Consider the following 20,297-nt stretch of genomic DNA (forward strand, 5'->3'; position numbering starts at 1 on the left):
GATGAATGCTTGTTCCTGGAACTGCTATCCAGGATGCTGGCCCTGTCTCTCTGCTTACTGAAAAGATCGCTCGACGCATGCTTCAGGATGACAAGTACCAAGCTGGTGAACCGGCCTTGCCTGAGGAGATCTCTGACGCCGAGATCATCATCAGCTCCGATACTCGACGCGAGAACCGAATCCCCCCCAATCAGGTTCGCACTCGCAAGTGGCCGGTGCTACAGGCAGGGGTGATTCCCGTAATTGAACCAGAGAGTTGGTCACTGGAAGTGACAGGACTCGTTGAGCACCCCTTCCAATTGAACTGGGCTCAGTTCAAAGAAATGTCGCGTGTTCGTGTTTTTTCTGATTTTCATTGTGTCACCCGGTGGTCTCGGCTGGGTAACGTATGGGAAGGGGTTTCTACGGCAGAGATCGCTCAACGTGCTGGAATTCGCCCCGAAGCGAAGTTTGTAGTCGCTCATGCATTCGATGACAGTTGGTCCACCAATCTTCCGTTGGAGCAATTTTTGTCACCCGATGCTTTGCTCGTCGATTTACACGATGGGGAACCACTGACGGCGGACCATGGTGCTCCCGTTCGCCTGGTAGTACCACTGCTGTATGCCTGGAAGAGTGCGAAGTGGTTGAAAGGAATTGAATTCGTCGCCGAGGATAAACCTGGGTACTGGGAACGAGTCGGATATCACCATCATGGCGATCCGTGGAAAGAAGAACGTTTCGAAGGGGATCAACCGGATAGTTATTCGGACAATGCCGGTATCTGACCTTTATATTCACAAACGAAACAAACAGAGGCTGGAATTTCCTGCCGTCTCAAGATCAACTGAAAGTATTCCCATGTTGTCTCGCGGGTTCACAGAGCGGCGTCTGGCGTCTCTTCTTCTGATTCTATTTATTGGCTCTCCCATCACATTGATTGAAGGAGCGGAACCAAAATCAAAACAGAGCCGCCCGAACATCGTGATCATGTTGACGGATGATCTCGGATATAATGACTTGGGATGTTATGACCACCCGGCAATCAAAACTCCTGCGCTTGATCAACTGGCGGCGGAAGGCACGCTATTTACGGACTGTTACGCAGCGGCACCAGTTTGTTCTCCTTCTCGCGCTGGCATGCTTTCTGGCCGCACACCGCATCGTCTGGGGGTCTTCGACTGGATTCCGGATGGCAGTCCCATGCACATGAAGGCAGACGAGACGACGTTCGCCACGATCCTGAAAGAGCAGGGGTACCAGACAGCGCACATCGGGAAATGGCATTGCAATGGTCAGTTTAATCTTCCCAGCCAACCCCAACCGAACGACCATGGATTCGACTACTGGTTCTCGACTCAGAACAACGCTCTTCCTACCCATCACGCGCCTGTGAACTTCGTCCGCAATGGAGAAGAAGTCGGTCAACTGGAGGGATACTCCAGCGACATCATCGTTGACGATGCCATCGACTGGCTGCGAAACCGGCAGGACGACCAACCCTTCTGTCTGGTTGTCTGGTTTCATTCTCCCCATGAAGTTATTGCCACGGCACCGGAATTCGTAAAGCAATACCAAGAGCATGAACCACTGGAACGGGCGGAATACTATGGCAACGTGGCTCAGATGGATGCGGCTGCCGGGCGCCTTCTGGGTGAACTGGATCAACAGCAGTTGCGTGATAACTCGTTCGTAATGTTTACCAGCGACAATGGCCCGGAAACGCTGAACCGATATGGACCTCGTTCCAGTCGATCCTATGGTTTACCTGATCCCCTTCGTGGAATGAAATTGCATGTTTATGAAGGCGGAATTCGTGTGCCAGGAATCATTCGCTGGCCCGGACATGCAGCAGCAGGCTCTGTCAGCAACGAACCGATTTCGGGTGTCGATGTCCTGCCGACCGTCTGTGCCCTTGCTGAGATCGAAGTGAACGTGAAAAAAACACTCGACGGTGCCAACATATTACCCGCGTTGGCTCAGCAGCCGATTGATCGTCCGCATCCATTGTACTGGCGCTATGACCGGGCTCTATCCGATCCTAAAATCGCCATTCGCGATGGTGAATGGAAATTGCTCGTGCGGGGTGACTACTCCGAACCAGAACTGTATCACTTGACCGAAGACGTCAGCGAAACGCAGAACATGGCCAGCAAAGAGCCTGGTCGATTAAAAGCGATGCAGGCGCAATTGAAAACATTGAATGAAGAGATCGCAGCAGAAGCTCCTACTTGGCCGAAGCAGGATGCCAAACAGAAATCGAATAAGTAAATTGACCTGCAGGACTCTGAGTTCGATCTGCTTAAAATCTGATTGTTTAAGCGGCGCGGAAGTCGAGTTCGTCTTCTTCGACAATTTCGATTTCATGTTCGAGGTATCGTAGAAATGTGGGGAGCGGTTCGCGCTGGGGACCGACATATTTCTTACGATCTCGACCATCTAACACTGCTGTCAGGTAGCAACAGAGAGAGATACTGCCAAAGAAGAGCAGTATGGCAATGAAACCGGTTAGCTCCGTGTACTCGTCATCATCAAGATCACTCATCAATGGGAAAGTGTTCGTGGTGAGGGCACCCTGTTGCAATGCATCCCGGTTTTGCTTCGCGACCCAATCGGTCTGTTCCTGTATCGTCATTTTGCCAAAATCGGGTTCCGGGGTGGCCACAATTGCGGGCTGACTGGTCACTCCGTCTGCGACATCGACGGCCTGCGACTCAGCGATGGTGCTGCTGATTTCAGACATACAAAAGGGTACGAAAAGTAGAAACATCGGGAACGTCAGGAAAAAGCCGAAACGACCCATCCAACCCCAGATTGAACGGGGCATGAAGAGCAACATCCAGCGCCGGGAAGATTCCAGAATGGAGGTGTGACTGTCGACGGTGTACAACGTTTCGACCATCAGGATATCGAGCTCCCGAGCGACGTAATGATCAATGTGCTGCTGACGATCCTGGGGACTAATCGTGGCCTGTGTTTTTCGCCAGGTATCGAGAAAAGAAACCCGCTTTTCCGCTTGCTGCAGCTTCTGATAAAGCCGGTGATCCTGGCGCTGTTCTTCTCGCCATTTAGAGAAGATTTGCATCCCCGATATTACCGCCCCGATAACGGCACCGAGAGCGACGATCAATTCCTGCTTTTCCACCGGACGACATCCTTGTCTCTTGGTTTTGTCTGTGGGAGAGTCTGTTGAGGAGCCTTGTCTCAAGATGACAAAGTCAGTTGTCAGGAATCCACTACCGGATTCATATATCGATGAATAGCCGTATAAGAAATTTCACCGTTTCTGGCCAGACCGATCTGACATCGATAGCCCCTGCGCCTCCATATGTACACATTATATTATGCTATCGGCGTTCTCTGAATCATTGATTAGCCCATCCGGGATGAGGTATAAGGTGTCTCGACGAGAAGTCAGCTTCACAAACAGCCTGAATCAGTTGCCAGCGGGGCGGGGCAGGGCTCAAAAGACTTACAGAGAAACACTTTAGCACAATTGAATTACGTTCTATGGCATGTCAGGTGGGACAAGATATCCCTCGAGCAGCAAAACTGCTGCGGGAAGGGAAACTCGTTGCCTTCGCAACGGAAACCGTTTACGGCCTGGGAGCGCACGCCCTTGATGAACAGGCGGCGGCGCGGATTTTTGCTGCGAAAGACCGTCCCACGTTTGATCCCTTGATCGTTCACGTTGCCGAGAGAAGCCAGTTGAACGACTTGGTCCTCGAAGTTCCCGATAAAGCGGCGGCTCTAATGGATGCCTGCTGGCCGGGCCCATTGACCTTAGTACTTCCCAAAACAGCAGCAGTTCCCGATCTCGTCACTTCCGGTTTACCGAGTGTCGCTGTACGAATTCCTGCTCATCCTGTCGCCCGAGATTTACTATTTCAAGTCGGTTTGCCTATCGCCGCCCCCAGCGCCAATCTGTTCGGTCAGGTTAGCCCGACGACTGCTGAACATGTTCGGGAACAACTGGGGGACCGCATTGACTATATCCTTGATGGTGGACCCTGTTCTGTCGGACTCGAATCGACGGTGGTTTCCGTTAATGGAGATCAGGTGACCTTGCTGAGACCGGGGGGCACTCCACTGGAAGAATTGGAACGTATTGTCGGAGAGGTGAAGTCGACTTTTCCAACAGCACAACCTTCGGAGACATCTGCCCAACATGCCCCCGGGATGCTGTCCAAACATTACGCTCCGGGCACGCCTTTATTCATTGTGGATAACTTGGATCAGGCTGTCCGTCGTTTTTCAGCTTCCTCAACCGGCGTTCTGCTCTTTGGTGAAAACGACGGGGCGGCCCCATTCGCGACTGTCGAACAACTTTCCTCCACATCTGATCTCACCGAAGCAGCGGCCCGCTTTTTTGCAGCCGTCCGCAGACTGGACCGGGCTGACATTCAGCAGATAGTCGCCATGCCCTTTCCTGAAGAAGGATTGGGGCGTGCTCTTAATGATCGGCTGCGGCGCGCCAGTATTCGTTGAACGGGACGCAAATTCGCCGAGTCTCGGGTTTTTCTCTATTCGATATAGTTTTCATTCCGGCTGACGTAGTATTTTCGGACAGAGCCATCTATTTATGTTGGACGCACGGTAGCTAAGACAACTGCGTTCCATTAATGCTACCGGGGTTGCTCTGGATTGATTCTTACTACTCGGATTTGTGTTCCATGGATGTATGGCATTTACTGCTGGATATTGTTCTGTTGCTCAGCGCCTCTTTGCTGTTTGGAGGCATCTGTTTGCGATTCGGCCAGAGTCCGCTCGTCGGCTATCTACTGGCCGGGATGCTGCTTGGTGGCCCAGGTGGTGTCGAGTTAATCCACCCGAGCCATGAAATCGATTCGATCGCCGAGTTGGGCGTCTCACTTTTGTTGTTCGGTCTGGGGCTGGAATTTTCGTGGGGTCGGTTAACGTCCCTCGGTAAAAAGACTCTCTTCAGTGGGTTCCTGCAAGTCATCATTACGGCGACATTAGGTACCGGGACAGCCCTGCTATTCCACTTGGGAATAACGGAGGCAATTGCAATCGGTGCAATGGTCGCCCTGAGCAGCACCGCCTGCGTATTACGAGTACTGAATGACCAGGCTCAGATTGACAGCAGCTACGGACGGAACGCATTGGCAATTCTGCTCGTTCAGGATATCGCTGTCGTCCCTCTGGCGATGCTGATGAGCGTACTGGCTCAACCTGATTCAGATACTTCGTTTATCTGGCCACTTCTTAAAATTCTCGGCATGACCGCCGTGCTGATTGTTGCTCTGTATATCCTTCTAAACTTTGTGGCCGTTCGCGCCCTGGGAAGACTCACGCTGAAAGAAAACCGGGAACTAACGGTTCTGCTGGCAGTAGCCACAGGATTGGGATCGGCCTGGGCTGCACACGCGGCCGGCATTTCTCCCGCGATGGGGGCCTTTGTCGCCGGGATGTTCCTCGGGAATTCCCCCTTTGCCACACAGATTCGTGCTGACATTTCATCCTTACGTGTCGTGTTACTGACCCTCTTCTTTGGGGCGGTGGGAATGGTGGCCGACCCCTTCTGGCTGATCCAGAACTGGTTGCAGGTTTCGGCAGTCGTTCTCATGCTGCTTGCAGGCAAAACGATAATCATTACCGCTATTCTGGTTCTATTGGGCAAGCCGTTTCGAATTGCGGTCGCGACTGGTTTGTGCCTCTCGCAAATTGGAGAATTCGCCTTCGTATTGGGAACGATTGGTAAAGAGGCTTCGGTCCTGTCGGACGAGACATATCAATTAATCGTATCGTCCACGATCGTCACCTTGTTTCTCAGTCCGTACCTGGTGATCAATGCCCAACGCTGGGGAACCTGGATTGAACGATTGGTGAAACCGGGAAGTCGTCAGCATGAACATGTTGAACCGGAATCTGATCATCCCCAGCCCGACTTTATCATCGTCGGTTTTGGGCCAGCCGGACAGAGGGCGAGTGTCCCTCTGCAGGATGTCGCCGAACGTGTATTAGTGCTCGATTTAAATTCTAATGGAATCAAAAAAGCCCGTGAGTTCGGTTTCGCAGGACAGGTAGGAGATTCGAGCCAGACAGAAGTGCTGGAGCATGCGGGAGCGGCAACAGCCCACACTGTGATCATTACTGTTCCACATCACAATACTGCATTGCAGACTCTGGAAGGGGTGAAGGCTCTAAATGCGGAAGCGAGAGTCTTCGTCCGATGCCGCTACCAAATCCATACGCAGGAGTTTCTCGATGCGGGTGCGTACCTGGTCGCCGGGGATGAAGAAAATGTGGGTGATCAACTGGCCGCCAGTATCCGCGAAGAGATCCAATTGCTGGACCATCTCACGGTCTTATCAACGGAAGATCAACATTGATTGACTGAAAGTCGACCTCGACTTTGAGATGAACATGCGGACCTCCGCCCCTTTACAGAGGGGGACCCGTGAGGCAGAATCAAGGTTGGTTTATTTCCAATTCCTTGTTCTTCCTCTGTTGATTGAGATGCTGATGTATTTACGAGCCGCGGTCTTCTGTTCTGTTTTTCTGTTCTTTTCAATTGCGGGTATCCCGCAGTCTGTCGTCTGTGCCGACGAGATCGTGACTGAAAATAATGTCAGCGAAGAAGGTGCAGCGGAAATTGAATTGAAAGCGAGTTTTCAATATCTCACTTTCCTGCCGAAGGATTACGATCAACAGGAAAAATGGCCGCTCGTGCTCTTCTTACATGGGGCTGGCGAGCGGGGTGACGATCTGGAAAAAGTGAAAGTCCACGGCCCTCCGATGCAAGCGGCAGCGGGAAGAGAATTTCCGTTTATTCTGGTGGCTCCCCAATGCCCAAAAGGGTACTGGTGGTATCCAAATGAACTCGCCGGTTTGCTCGATCAATTGGAAGAGAAGTACAATGTCGACCCGGACCGCATCTATGTGACGGGACTGAGTATGGGCGGATACGGAACCTGGTCACTTGCTTCGTATTGCCCGGAACGGTTGGCTGCCGTCGCGCCCGTATGCGGAGGAGGCGTCGCGTACTTGACGACAGAATACCAAGACCTCGCCGTCTGGGCATTTCATGGAGACCAGGACTCGGTAGTCAGTTTACGAAGTAGCGAAGAGCTGATTGAACGTCTTAAAAAGCGCGGGGCAAAAGAAATTCGCTTCACAGTATATGAAGGGATCGGTCACAACTCCTGGACGAAGGCGTATGACACTCCCGAGTTTTACGACTGGTTGCTCCAACAGCGACGCGGAGCAGCGCCAACTGAAGCAAAGTAAGTAATCGGATTACTTCAGGGTATATACCAGTTGGAAAACCGTTGTGAAGTCTGATTTTTTCTTCAGTGCGGCGGGGGCCGAGTTGTACTCTTGTTTGACCCCCAGTTTAAATTGCCAGGAAGACTGTTCATCCAACTGCACCAGGACAGCCATGTCGTTGGTGAACCGGAAGACTTCGTAGTCTTCGATGCTGGGGCGAATCGTCGATTTACTTTCGAAATGAGTCCGATCAAAAAGCGGCCATTGTAGCTCTGCCTCTGCGAAGATGTCTGCCGTGACGCGGTCGTTACCGGGGGTGCTATATTCTTCCGCTGTCACACCAGGACCAAGTCGAGTAATGAATCGTCGTTCTTCGTCATCGAGAAAACGGTAACCAACCCCGGCTGAAAGTGTTCCTCGGTAGTCAAGGTCCTGTAATTCGTCGTACTGGTTCTGATTCGTGACGAAGAAGATCCAGCTTCCGACTTCACCAAAGTCCATGTTGGCGTTCGCAAACAGCTGATTCGAAATCTGCACATCCCGTGCTCGGCCCCATTTGGCACCCATGTCGATACGTGTCGTGTAGTCGGAATAGCGATTTTCAAAGCGGGCTTCAGAGTTGATCGTCTTTTCCTCACTGTTCCCGTCCAGGAAACGCGCTCCGATCTCGAATCGTTTGGTCCAGGCTTTCATCTGTTGACGAGAGAATCGATAGCTGAAGGTGACTGGTTCCGGCAATGGGGCCACAACGGTTTCTTCCCATTGTGTCAACTGAAACAGGGCATCTTCCGCTTCGGTATCGACGTCTTCTGCGGACTGTTTTTCGGCGCCATCATCGTCATCAGCCGTCGATGAAGCGGAGGCCTCTGCGGCAGCCAGCTCTTCCTCGGGAAGCGCCGCTGGTTCTTCACTTATTTCAGATTGGTCGATGGGTTCGATTAACCCCTGAGCCGAGGGGCCAGAAAACATCTCTTCCGGCTTGATTAATGGAGATTCCTCGAGGGGAACCACTTTCTCTTTTATTGGTTTGACGTCGATCTTTTCCACCATCGTCAGCGGGATCGAAACGGTCTCTCCAGTCGGAACTGTCCAAGTCAGTTGAAAAGTCGTTAAACCAGACAACTGCCCGAGAAGCTGTCGCCCATCTTTAAGGGTCAACATTCCAACGGACTCGGCCAGTAAAGTCTTTGCTGCAGGCTGTGGAGCCGAAGCTGCGGACTGCTGACTAATGGGGCCGGAAGACGCAATTTCTGCGGCTCCCACGCCAGAGCAGGGAAGGCTCGATATCCCACTACACAGAAGAATCACCGTCAGAACTTGACGGAGGTGTCTGTGCAATATCGCCTTAATAGAGGCGACAGGTATTGGGATAAACGGTGAAAAAAAATGCATCTAACGTCCTTGTACGATTCGATCCCGTCGATCCTTCGACGAGCAACCGGCCACGGTAATTTCCATTCACAGGCAAGTGAAGGTTCTTTATAAATTGGGTGGGGGATTCTAGATTGAACGTAAAATGCTGGCAATGCGAGTTTTAAGCCTGAAAACAGTCACAAAATTCTTTTTTAGCGATCTTTTTCTGATGCCGCTGGAGATATTCTTTCCTGCCGTGCCAACGAGACGTAGGCTGAAAGAGGTAAATTGCAGGCGGACTGTTTTCGACGCCTCGGGGAAATGGTACAGTAATTCCGACCTCTCAATCCCTGATTCGCAGGAATATGGACATTCATTCAGAGCTTCGATTGTTCGTCGGATAATGTGGCGTTTCTCTTTCTGGCCAATCGAAGCCAGTCTACCAGCTCATCCACCGGCACAAGCTGAGCCAACCGAGAATTATCTGTGCGAGCTCCCAACCGCAAACAATCTGATCCACCCTATGCCCGATTAGTCATCGAGCGAGATCAGGGTCCGCCCATTGTAAAAGATGTTCACCGGGCGACCACGCTCGTCGGTTCGGCTCCTGGTTGTAATATTCAGCTCATCTCGACCGTCGTCGCACCAGCGCACGCGGTCGTTACGCTGGAACGCAACCAGTTTCGACTCCGCGACCTGCGCACTACGAGCGGGACATTCGTCAACGCCGAAAAGACAGAGCTAACCACCCTGAACGATGGTGACGAAATACGAATTGGCGGCGTAAAGCTTCGATTTGAAACCAACCTGTATCGTTCTTCCCTGTCGGAACATTCTGATACCCAACTGCTGATGGCGCTCCATCATGAGCCAAGCGCCGCGGCGAACATCAGCCACGACTACACTGTCGACGAAGCGGACCGATTGCGCCGGGGTTCTGCGTTCGCTCGACTGAAGTTTACCCACTCGTCGGGGAGTGTCGGGTTTAAAGACATCCTTCGGAACACGACGCTCATCGGTTCTGCCCCCGGGGCTAACATCCAGTTGATCGCCGAAACGATTGCGCCGGCCCATGCGTTGATGACGCTTGAATCGGAACAGCTCGTTCTGAGGGACTTGCGTACTCGGGAAGGAACCCGTGTTAACGGACGCCGAGTTGAAGTTCAGGAACTGCAGAATGGTGATCGGATCGAGATCGGTAATTTTCTGTTTACTTTTGAAACAGACCTCTCCGTCGAAACCGAAGACATCAACTCCCTGCAGGACACTCAGTACACAATGTCCGCAATCCCGGACCTATCGGGGACCGATCCTGATTTACCAGCTGAGTCCCCTTCGCTGGAGAAAGAACTCACTGAAACGACTCCTGAGAAACATTCGAAAGAGAAAACGACTCCGGAAGAGTTATCGCAGACGATGGAAATCGAGATCCCTCAACAAATTCTCACTCATCCGACGGAAAGTGGTATCACCGACCAGCACCAGCGAGAGAATCTTGAACAGCTGCTCCATGAAATTCATCAACGGGAAGAACGCTGTCACGAGCGGGATGAAGAATTGGAAGCACGGCAGAAAGAGATTGAACACCGCGAAGCGGAACTGACTCAAAGAGAGAGAGAATTGGATTCAGCCGATTCTCGATTATTAAAAACGGCGCAGGATTTTCGAATTCAATATGAACATTTCCAGCACGAACAAAGCCATCGGAGTGCCACCGAAGAGCAGATAGAAACACGTCATCGATCCTTACAGGAACTCGAAACGACTCTGGTTAGGCGTCAGGCCGATCTGGAAGAGAAGCAAGCCGAGCTGAATCAACAGGAAAACGCATTAAGCAAGGAAAAAGAACAACTCAAATCATCCCATGCGGAGATTTACGAGAAGCAGGAAGAACTGCAGTACCAGCTATCCGAACTGCAGAAACAGACTGACCTGATCGAGACACACAAAGAAGAGATTGTTACCCGCGTTCGTAAGCTGGAATCGAATGAGGCGATTCTGGAAACTGCCCAGGAACAATTGCATACATCCCGGGAAGAACTTGCCAAACAACAAGCAGCAGTCGAACAACTACAGATAGAATTGCAAGAACAACAGGCCCGCCTTCACGAAGAACAAAAAGAGAACTCAGAAAAACAGGAATCGAATTCAGGCGAGATCGCCTTGCTCTCGGCCGAATTAGCAGAACGTCAAAACGAAATTGATTCGCGGCTTCAGGAGATCAACACACTTACGGAGCAACTCCAGGCACGGGATCAATCTCTTCAGGAGAGAGAAACCCAACTTGAGCAGCAGCAAGCTCTTATTCAATCTCAGACGGAAGAGATCGCAGAAAGACAATCTCGTTTGGAGGAAGCGACAACCGCGTTCGAACAACGGGAGAAAGAGCTTCAACAGCGAAGCAGCAGTCTGGAGCAGCTTCAGCGTCAGCACGAAGAGGATCGTCAGAAATGGCAGTCCGAACTCGAACAACTGAAACAAACCCTTGCCGCACAGCAGGCGAATCAGGCCGAATTCAGTTCGCAACAACAGCAATTGGCGAACTGGAAAGAAAGTCTGAATCGGGGTCTGAATTCACTCGAAAAAGGCCGTACCCGATATTGGAAACTGCTCCGCCTCGATGCTCGCGAGAGCGTGAACGATATGACCATCGCCAAATCTCTGCTGGTCCACGGGAAGATTACCCGCTACCAAGCAGAATGGATGATCAATGGACGTTTTCCTCCCTTCAAAATCGATCATTATGAAGTCGAATCACTCTTAGATACAGGTGGCATGGGTTGGCTGTATAAAGGGGTCGATACACGAACGAATAAGCCGGTCGCTTTGAAGCTGATCAATCGGCAGTCACTGACCGACAATTCATTACTCACCCGTTTTCAACTGGAAGCGAAAGCAGGTCTGCGGGTAAAACACCCGAACGTGATCCACACCTTGGAAATTGGCGAGAACGAACTCTTCGATTACCTGTCGACGGAACTGATCGAGGGCATCAACCTGAGTGAATATCGTGAACTCCACGATCGACTTCCGTGGCAGCAGGCTTGCGATTTTGCACTGCAAACAGCGAAAGGATTGAAGGCAATCCACGACGCCGAACTGATCCACCGGGACATCAAACCCTCCAATCTAGTGATAGACGATACCGGGAAAGTGAAGATTCTCGATTTTGGTCTCGCCATGATGAGAGACGAAGAAGACGAGTTCACGCTCGCGATGATTTACGGACATGATTGTGTCGGGACGGCGGACTACATTGCTCCCGAACAATCGCTGGACAGTTTCAAAGTCGGTCCTCAGGCCGATTTCTATTCGCTGGGTTGCACCTTGTATCTCTGGCTCGCCGGACGAGTTCCCTTTCCCGCGAAGCCAATCCGGGAGAAACTGGATGGTCATCGCCATCACGAACCAACACCACTGGAAGAATTAGCCAACGACGTACCACCCGACGTCATCGCGATTGTTCTTAAGCTGATGAAAAAAGACCCAGCGGACAGATATCAGACTGCGGACGAAATCATCACCAGTCTGACGCCTCTTGCCGAACGACGGCATTGCTGGTTCGATTATCCGGCGATTCTATTAGTCAGATCGGCCGAAGCCCGAGCAAGGATTCGTATTCAAGCGAAGAATACGAGCGACATCACCAATGAGCTACCGGGTTCCACGAATGACATTCGACGCGAAGCGAAGGCTACGCGAAGCAACCAATAGTCCAAGTGCACGCATAAGTCATTTTGCACCGCCAACCTTTCGCAGTCGTTCACCGCGTTTTTATTCGCTATTGTCTTCCAGTTCCGAAGCGAACGGATTGACGAATGCCCTCACATCGCTGCATTCCACCATTTGCCAGACATGTTGAGTCAACAGAACTCCACGACCGTCCGAAACAGTCTGTCGAAATCGCACTATGCCAAAGGGAACGTCTGTCGTCCACCAAGCCATGCAGTAGTACCTTCGGCTCGGCTTCTCTGGGGACGCTTTCAATGCCAGCGAAGCGGTTGCCCGCAGACAGCGAAATGCTTCCGGACGGAGGGATGTATGCAAGTATCGATTGTCCCGGACTCGGAAGTAAGTTGCTTTAGGACCACCCGATAACCAATCAATCAACCATTTTCTATTCGATGGATCGACATTCTCTGCGAACTGAAGCATCTCCCGCGCCGCCGCTCCCTGCTCGAACTTCTTCCGATCAACCTCAACAATGATCGGTTCCGCAAGGTCATTTCGCTCAATAGTCAATTCCACCGAAGTGGCTTCACCTTTTGCGGTTAGCTTGGTTGACTGCGGTTCTCCGTGAAGTGACTCACGGGAGAATTCCGCCCATTCAGTCTTACCTTCTTTAGGTAAGGTTTGAATCCAGATTTGTCGTTCGAAATTCACTTGGGGAACCGGGTCGCTGTAATCGATTACCTGAGCTTGCGTCATCCATTGGAACAACCAGGGATGTTGCCAGGGATTGTGTAGTGGATACAGCGCGGAGAAAACGGAAACGACTAACAGTGGAGAAACTACCAGCCAGAAGCTGGCTTGTTTGAAGTAGCGATCACAGGCCGGAATCATTCCCATTATCCAGAACGGAATTAACCAGAACGTCCATCGCAGCCCCGCAGTCATGCCACCGTAGTTATAGTTTTCCGTGCGGCTGAGATAGAAGCAAAACAGGAAAATAGTCAGCCCCAACCCTGACCACATAATGTAGCGCATTCCTTGAGTCATTTCAGACTGCTGTTGCCGGGCAAGATACCAACCGTAAGGAATCAATAGAAAGACCGGCGTCAATGAGAAGATGCCATGATGCCCGATTGTGCAGTGCCACAGGTACTGCAGCGGCGAATCGGTGCTTTTGTCAATTCCGCCCGGATGAAACCAGTAGCTTGGAATACCATTGTCGACAAACAGGTACTTTTCTGTTCCGTAATACATGTAAAACGGCTTCAGTCCACCGGTGGAAAGATACGTCGACAGGAAGAAAGCAGACAGCGGAATAATGGCTGCGGGTACATAATACTTCGCCGTTCGCTGCCAGTCGTGTCGTACCAGAATGAAGAAACTGATGAGACCGTACAGAGCAGCTGGCAACTCATTAGTGCAGGTGAACGCAGCGAAAAAACCAGCGAGAAAATACAATCGGGGGCGATTGGCCTGTTCTGGTGGTGCATCTAAGATACGAAGCAGAGCATATAAAGAAATCAAGAGGCTGAATGCGGCAATCGTATGATTATTGAGCGTCACGTAAAACGGCGTTAACAGGGTGCCCATGCCAGCGACAGTTAGCAGGAACAGTCGTGTATAAAAGCGGGCCGCGTATCTTTCGAGGAGCAGACACCAGATAAGCAGCGAAAATACAAACGGTAGGACATTGACAATGAACAGGATTACCCGAGTGGTGGTCTCTGTTTGTGACAACAGATCGAGGCCAGTCGTCACCTTCACCATCCGGTAAATGCCAGCGACGAGCGTCGGAAAGAGGGCCGGCTTCGTCGAATAGAAATGCCCCTCATGTTTGACCTTGTCGATCGTGTCCCAACCGGGCTGACGCATAATGTCGTCGATCTGGTAGGTTTTCTGTTCCACCAATGACCAGACGGTACACCAGCGAGAGCGATCGTTTCCACTTGCCAACGTTTTCGCTTTGAACAGTCCGACCAATACGACAGCCAGCGAGAGTGCGATGATCAGCGTGTAGACGCTCCAGCGTACGGACTGTGCAGGTTCGTTGCCGGATTGATTCAGTTCCACCGGAGTTGGCGTTGGCATGGCAGGGTGAGGTCTTGAGGGGCGAGAGTGTGAATAGTAAGTCACGGGCAACACATCAGGGCGTTTTAAAGACGGATGAGAAGATGTGCCCCGTGGAATAACGGGCGATTGTACCGGGTCTGGATCGGACAAAAAAGGAGTTATCGGAGTTCATCAGGTGATTTTCGAGGTTCGATTCCAGTGATAACGCCCCACCTTCAAGCTCCCTTTTTGACAACTGATTGCGTTCGCTTCCGCTTTCTGTCATATTCGATCTTCTGGTGAAATCGCCCCATCAGCGGCTCTCGCCCAATTACACTACCTTCGACTTTCCCTCTTTGATCGGGATTATCCCATGAAGCTGCTTCTCATTCGCGTCCTGGTTTTATCCGTCTCGATATTGAGTTTCTTAATTCTGGCAATTTCCAAGACTCCAGCAGCGGAACCGGCTCGTTATCCCCTCAGTGACGATCTGCAAACGCTGGCAGACGACCTTGATAATGAGGGATATCAGGAGATCGTCTCTAACATGATTCGGAACGACCTGGAGGAAGAGTGGAAACGCGTTGCGACCGCCGACAACTATATTCGCTTTCGGGAACAGCAGGGTGGGCTCGAAAAGATCAATCAGGATCCGGAACTAAAAGCCGCTTATGAGCAACGCAAAGAAATTGCCGAACGCTACTTGAAGATGATGGAAGATGCTTACGCGGCACTGAAGAAACCTTCTAAAGTCCTGCAAGGGGCAGAACTCGAACAATTCCTTGCCGAACCACCCGCGATGGCGAACCAGCTGAAGGCCGATAAGAGTACTACGATCACGCCTTATCTCGTCGTCGATGAAGCGGAACTGGGCGAGACCTGGCCGCAGTTTCGAGGCCCCACAGGCCAGGGGAAGGTTCTGCAGAACCAAGTCCCACTTCAATGGGGACCTGACAAGAATGTTGTCTGGAAACAGACGGTAGAAGGAACAGGGCATAGCTCCCCCGTGATCTGGAAAGACGACCTGTTCCTGACCCGATCTAGCGAAGATGGATTATCGCGAGAACTTCTTTGCTACGACGTCCACACTGGTGATTTGCGTTGGCAGCGGAAAGTGCCGGAACCGGAAACCACCGAGCGATTGTATTGGAAAAACTCCTACGCCAGTTCGACTCCCGTGACTGACGGCGAACGTGTTGTCGTTTTCATGGGAAACAGCGGATTGACCAGTTTCTCTGTGGATGGAACTCAGGAATGGCACCAACCCTTTGAACCTTTCGAAACCATTCATGGTCCGGCGGCAAGCCCGATCATCTATAAGGACCTGGTCATTCTCGTTCAGGACCAGAACAAGGGCGATTCTTTATTCGTCGCTTATAATAAACAGACTGGCGATTTAGTCTGGCGACAACCTCGGGAGCAGAATCCCGGCTGGGCGAGCCCCACTTTGTTCAACGTGAATGGGAAAGTGGAACTGGTTCATAATGGTTCGCACTTCGTTCGAGGTTACGATCCAGCAACGGGTGCAGAACTCTGGCAACTGGCGGGGCCTTCACGCGAGGCTGTCCCCAATCTAATCACCGGCCAGAATGCTTTGTACTCTGTTTCGGGACGAAACGGTCCCATCCTCGCTTTTCTTCCCGGAGGCAAAGGGGACGTGACTGAAACGCATCTTCTCTGGAAGAACAAGCGTGGCGGCCCGCACGTTCCCTCCCCCGCATACCACGATGGCCGGTTATACATCGCAACCGACACCGGTATTCTGAGATGTCTCGACGCCAGTACCGGTAAATCCTTGTGGCAGGAACGTCTCTCGGGCAAGTTCTCTGCCTCACCGCTCATCGTCGGGGATCTCCTGTACTTCACGAATGAAATGGGGAAGACATACATCTTCCGCTCGGGAGAGAAGTTCGATCCCGTTGAGACCAATGACCTTGAAGAATACATGCTGGCCAGCGCCGCCGTCGCCCACAATCGCATCTACTTCCGCACGCAAACAACGCTCTACTGCATCGGTCAACCTTAAGCTTGGTTCCGAGCCTCAAGTGCTTTGTTGAAAAGCTTTGTTGAATGGATTGCTAAGTTAGCATCGTCAGTGAGTGATAGCGACAAAATACTCTCGACACTTTCGATCCAACGCACCGGTAGCACGATAAATATTTTCAACAGGGCAATGAAACGGTAGGCAAGCACTCGCTTCTTGTCTCCGCATTCGCACTGCTGGATAAGCCAGACAGTGGCACCCGAAGAGCGTCAGAGCACTCTCGAATTGAACGAGCGGGCTCATCTTATCTCTGGATTCGCATGGTTAACCAAGCAAACCGTGGCATACGAAACGTGCCAGAATTAAACGGACTAGATCCTGTCCAGGATAATTATGGCGGCTCTCGGTTCCGAAAAGCCCTTGAAAACAGGTGGTTACGCCGCCAGAAAACGCTACGGTTAACTGGGATGCGCTATAGCATATGTTTAAGCTCACTAGGCAGCGCAACTCCACGCAATGATCAACGACCGAGACCCACAAGCTGCTCCATCGAACAGGACGGCTCATTCCCATTCGATGGTGCTGGGAGGTTTTGAGCTAATGTCGTAGACGACTCTATTGATACCGCGAATACTGTTGATGATGCGGGTCGACATCTTCTGCAGGACTTCATAAGGAAGCGGATACCAGTCAGCCGTCATGAAGTCGTCTGTCTCGACGGCTCGGATGGCGAGGGTATCTTCGTAGGTACGGGCATCGCCCATGACTCCGACTGACTGCACAGGCAGGAGAACGGCGAAGGCCTGTTGCACTTCACGATAAAGGCCAGCGTTGTGCAGTTCTTCAATAACAATGGCATCAGCATCACGCAGGGTGACGAGACGGTCTTCAGAGATCGCACCCAGACAACGCACAGCAAGGCCGGGTCCGGGGAAGGGATGCCGCCAGATCAGTTCGGGTGGGAGACCCAGTTCTAATCCCATCGCGCGGACTTCGTCTTTGAAGAGATCACGGAGTGGCTCGATTAACTCGAAACCGAGTTCCGCAGGTAGCCCACCGACATTGTGGTGTGATTTGATCGTATGAGCAGGTCCATCCGCATTGGCACCCGATTCAATGACATCGGGATACAATGTGCCCTGTGCAAGGAAGTGGGCATCTTCGATTGACTCCGCTTCAGTGCGGAAACATTCAATGAACACTCGTCCGATGATTTTACGTTTCTGCTGAGGGTCAGTGACTCCCGCCAGTTCATCCAGGAACCGGTCCCGGGCGTCGACCACGTGCAGGTCTGTTTTGAAGTGATTAGTAAACTCGTTGCGAACCTGTTCCACTTCCCCTTTGCGAAGCAGTCCGTTGTCGACAAAAATACACGAAAGCTGTGGCCCGATTGATTTATAAAGTAATGCCGCGACGACGGAGGAGTCGACTCCTCCGGAGAGGCCGCAGATGACACGCCTGTTGCCAACATATTCTCGTATGGCTTCCACTTCGCGTTCGATCAGCGAGGCTATTTGCCAAGTCCCTTTCGCTCCGCAAATCGTGCGGACAAAGTTTTTAAGCAGCTGTGAACCGAATTTTGTGTGGGTCACTTCAGGATGAAACTGCAAACCGTAGATCGATTTGGATTCATGACGAACCGCGGCGTGGGGGCAAGTGCTTGTTTTGGCAAGAGAGACAAAACCTTCGGGCAGGTTTTCGACCTGGTCACCGTGGCTCATCCAGACCACCGATTCTTCCGGAATTTCTTTGAAGAGATCGGCGTTCGGGTCGATTGACTGACAATCTGCTCGGCCAAACTCGCGGACATCGCCCGCTTTCACGCTTTCTCCGGAGGCATGGCAGATGGTCTGCATGCCGTAGCAGATGCCGAGAATCGGAATGCCGAGATCGAAGATTTCCGGGTCAGGTTTCGGAGCCGTTTCTCCGTAAACGCTTTCCGGTCCACCAGATAGAATCAGGCCTATCGGGTTGAGTTCTTTGATTCGTTCTACAGAAAGATCGTGCCGTACGAGCATACAGAGGACATCCTGCTCTCGGACGCGACGGGCAATTAACTGCGCCGTCTGAGAACCAAAATCAAGGACGAGGATTTTCTCCTCATGTTCCAGATCGCTCCAGCTTCGGTATTTGTTGATGGAGGCTAAATGGGTTCCACTCTCTGTCATTCTGCTTAAACCTGTTAATGCATACACGGAACGTGGCAAAAAGTACCAAACCGCAGATTTTAGCGTCCCACCTGAAAAATAAAAGCCGGTTCGATCCTCTGCTCCTAGATTTCAAGGGAACCTTTACCTGTGTTCACTAAAAATCGGCTCAAAACGCAAACTGGCTTGCCACAAGATGTAGCAAGCCAGTTAAAGTCGCTTCGATTTCAAGGCTTATCGTCTGATTGCCTATTTCTCGAATTTGATCGAGTACAGGTCGGCGTCTTTCATTTTGAAATGCAACCGGACCGGTTTACCAGCGAGCGAACTGACGTCTGCCCCTGATTTCCAACGGATCGTGCGGGAGATTTCGTTGCCAATGCTCCGAACGGAATCGTCCATGGTGAATCCAGGGATCGGAGTGCCGTCGGCATCCTGAATCTCGGTGAAGATCTCTCCAGCAGCAGAAGTGGCGAAGTTAACCGTTAATTCTTTGCCATCGAAGATGAACGGTTTTGTGGTCGCAGTTCCCCCATCGTAGTCGGCATGAATCGAAGCAAAGCCATCCAGACGCATCGAAAATCGGCGAAGGTAGGCGGTCGGTTGACCGTAGTTCATATTCGCGTAAACCGACATTTCATTCTCACCCGTTGGGACACATCCCAGTGCAGGGTAGTTCGTTCTTGATACCCAGTTCTCATATCCAATCCCCGGACGAATGAAACCTTCCATGAAGGTTCGGTCGTAGTCAGTTCCACCACGAGTCGTCATGAAGATACCGTCGGAGATGTCTTTGAAGTAGCTGGGATGAACCCCCACTTCTTCGGCCTGCTCTTTGTCGAGTACTTGTCGGCCTGGAAAAAAGCGAGCCGCTGTTGAGACATAGATGTGAGGAGCGCGGAAGTATGGGCGAGTCTGGTTGGTGTAAAGGTGTTCGGCCGGTTTGTCTTTGTAGCCCATTAATTTAGGCTCGGTCCAATTGACGAAGTCGTCCGACTCACAGCGAGAGATACGGCGAATTCCATCAACGAAGACACGCAGATAACAGATATATTTTTGCTCGGAAGCGGACCACATGGGAACATTCTGAGAATCAAAAGCCCCTTGGGTAATCACTGGCTCTTCTTGGATTTCGGTCCAGTTAATCCCATCGGGAGATTTAAAGGCGACCAATCCGCCGCCACTTTTCGTTCCACCTAGAGCTTTGTATCGAGCATCTGCAGCAGCATTGGGGTTTCCATCCAGCATCGGACAGAAGTTGTGAGTTTCTGGTGCATGTTTCCCAAAGACAATGTTGTTCTCTTTGGAACCATCGAATTCAAACAGTCCCAGTTTAGGCTTTTCCCAATGAATACCATCTTTAGAGGTCGCCATAGCGTAAGCCTCTGCAATATTACCATCTTTCCCAGCTTGAGGGAGAGCGCGGTAATAACAACGGTATTCGTCGCCATCTTTTATGATGGTGACGTATCCACAGAATGCGCCTTCCCATGGATTATCGAATTGGATGACGGGACCCTCATCACGCAACTTTGATAACTGCTGCTCTGTTCCATCCAAGGTATCGATCAGGTAGTCATCGACGAATAACTCTCGTTTGTCACCAATATCGAGAACGGAGTCTTGCGCCTGAATGGAGACCGAAGAAAGCAGGGCGACGACGACACTAATTCCCCCTAACATTCGAACTGCGTGGGTAAAACGATTCTGCTTCAGGTTAACCATCTGGGAGTGACCCTCTCTTAGAAACCATGATCGGAAATAGGAGCGAAATAAGTTTGAATCTCAAATAATGAGACCGTGTATTGTAGGTAGAGACTTAAACCGTTCGCAACGCTTGATTATCGGTTCCAGCAAAACTGAACTGAAACCCACTGCAACTC

The 20,297-nt window shown here is 51.4% G+C and carries 12 protein-coding genes; 7 read left to right on the forward strand and 5 right to left on the reverse strand.

All coding sequences use genetic code 11. From position 1 onward, the window contains the following. The first annotated feature begins 5 nt into the window (after positions 1-5). Complete coding sequence (locus Pla110_RS15320; protein WP_231742488.1) at positions 6-767, forward strand: sulfite oxidase-like oxidoreductase; 762 nt, start codon at positions 6-8, stop codon at positions 765-767. Positions 768-840: 73 nt separating this feature from the next. Next, positions 841-2,250, forward strand: coding sequence for a sulfatase-like hydrolase/transferase (locus Pla110_RS15325; protein ID WP_144996770.1), 1,410 nt, complete (start codon positions 841-843; stop codon positions 2,248-2,250). Positions 2,251-2,296: 46 nt separating this feature from the next. Here the strand turns inward: Pla110_RS15325 and Pla110_RS15330 are convergent, their stop codons facing one another. Beyond that, complete coding sequence (locus Pla110_RS15330) at positions 2,297-3,124, reverse strand: hypothetical protein (RefSeq protein ID WP_144996772.1); 828 nt, start codon at positions 3,122-3,124, stop codon at positions 2,297-2,299. Between the two features lie 365 nt (positions 3,125-3,489). Between Pla110_RS15330 and Pla110_RS15335 the strand changes: the two genes are divergently transcribed. From Pla110_RS15335 to Pla110_RS15345, 3 genes are all read left to right on the forward strand, one after another. Further along, entirely contained in the window at positions 3,490-4,467 is a 978-nt protein-coding gene (locus tag Pla110_RS15335) for an L-threonylcarbamoyladenylate synthase (RefSeq protein WP_144996774.1), read from the forward strand. 185 nt (positions 4,468-4,652) lie between these two features. Continuing rightward, complete coding sequence (locus tag Pla110_RS15340; protein ID WP_144996776.1) at positions 4,653-6,332, forward strand: cation:proton antiporter; 1,680 nt, start codon at positions 4,653-4,655, stop codon at positions 6,330-6,332. Between the two features lie 133 nt (positions 6,333-6,465). Then, on the forward strand, positions 6,466-7,230 hold the full coding sequence (locus Pla110_RS15345; protein ID WP_197440235.1) for a carboxylesterase family protein: 765 nt from the start codon (positions 6,466-6,468) through the stop codon (positions 7,228-7,230). Positions 7,231-7,239: 9 nt separating this feature from the next. Here Pla110_RS15345 and Pla110_RS15350 read toward each other — a convergent pair whose 3' ends face one another. Continuing rightward, the gene (locus tag Pla110_RS15350) at positions 7,240-8,601 is read right to left on the reverse strand and encodes a DUF481 domain-containing protein (protein ID WP_144996780.1); all 1,362 of its coding nucleotides are present in this window, start codon (positions 8,599-8,601) and stop codon (positions 7,240-7,242) included. Positions 8,602-9,048: 447 nt separating this feature from the next. Between Pla110_RS15350 and Pla110_RS15355 the strand changes: the two genes are divergently transcribed. After that, a complete protein-coding gene (locus Pla110_RS15355; protein ID WP_144996782.1) occupies positions 9,049-12,276 on the forward strand; it encodes a protein kinase domain-containing protein in 3,228 nt (1,075 codons plus the stop codon). Positions 12,277-12,336: 60 nt separating this feature from the next. Here Pla110_RS15355 and Pla110_RS15360 read toward each other — a convergent pair whose 3' ends face one another. Then, on the reverse strand, positions 12,337-14,322 hold the full coding sequence (locus tag Pla110_RS15360; protein WP_144996784.1) for a hypothetical protein: 1,986 nt from the start codon (positions 14,320-14,322) through the stop codon (positions 12,337-12,339). A gap of 334 nt (positions 14,323-14,656) precedes the next feature. Here Pla110_RS15360 and Pla110_RS15365 point away from each other — a divergent pair, with 334 nt between their 5' ends. After that, positions 14,657-16,309 (forward strand): outer membrane protein assembly factor BamB family protein, encoded by a 1,653-nt coding sequence (locus Pla110_RS15365; RefSeq protein WP_144996786.1) that lies wholly within the window; start codon positions 14,657-14,659, stop codon positions 16,307-16,309. 521 nt (positions 16,310-16,830) lie between these two features. Here Pla110_RS15365 and guaA read toward each other — a convergent pair. Next, positions 16,831-18,435, reverse strand: coding sequence for a glutamine-hydrolyzing GMP synthase (guaA, locus tag Pla110_RS15370; RefSeq protein ID WP_144996788.1), 1,605 nt, complete (start codon positions 18,433-18,435; stop codon positions 16,831-16,833). 228 nt (positions 18,436-18,663) lie between these two features. Then, a complete protein-coding gene (locus Pla110_RS15375) occupies positions 18,664-20,139 on the reverse strand; it encodes a glycoside hydrolase family protein (protein ID WP_144996790.1) in 1,476 nt (491 codons plus the stop codon). Between the last annotated feature and the right edge of the window lie 158 nt (positions 20,140-20,297).

Source organism: Polystyrenella longa (assembly GCF_007750395.1).
Classification (GTDB): Bacteria; Planctomycetota; Planctomycetia; order Planctomycetales; family Planctomycetaceae; genus Polystyrenella; species Polystyrenella longa.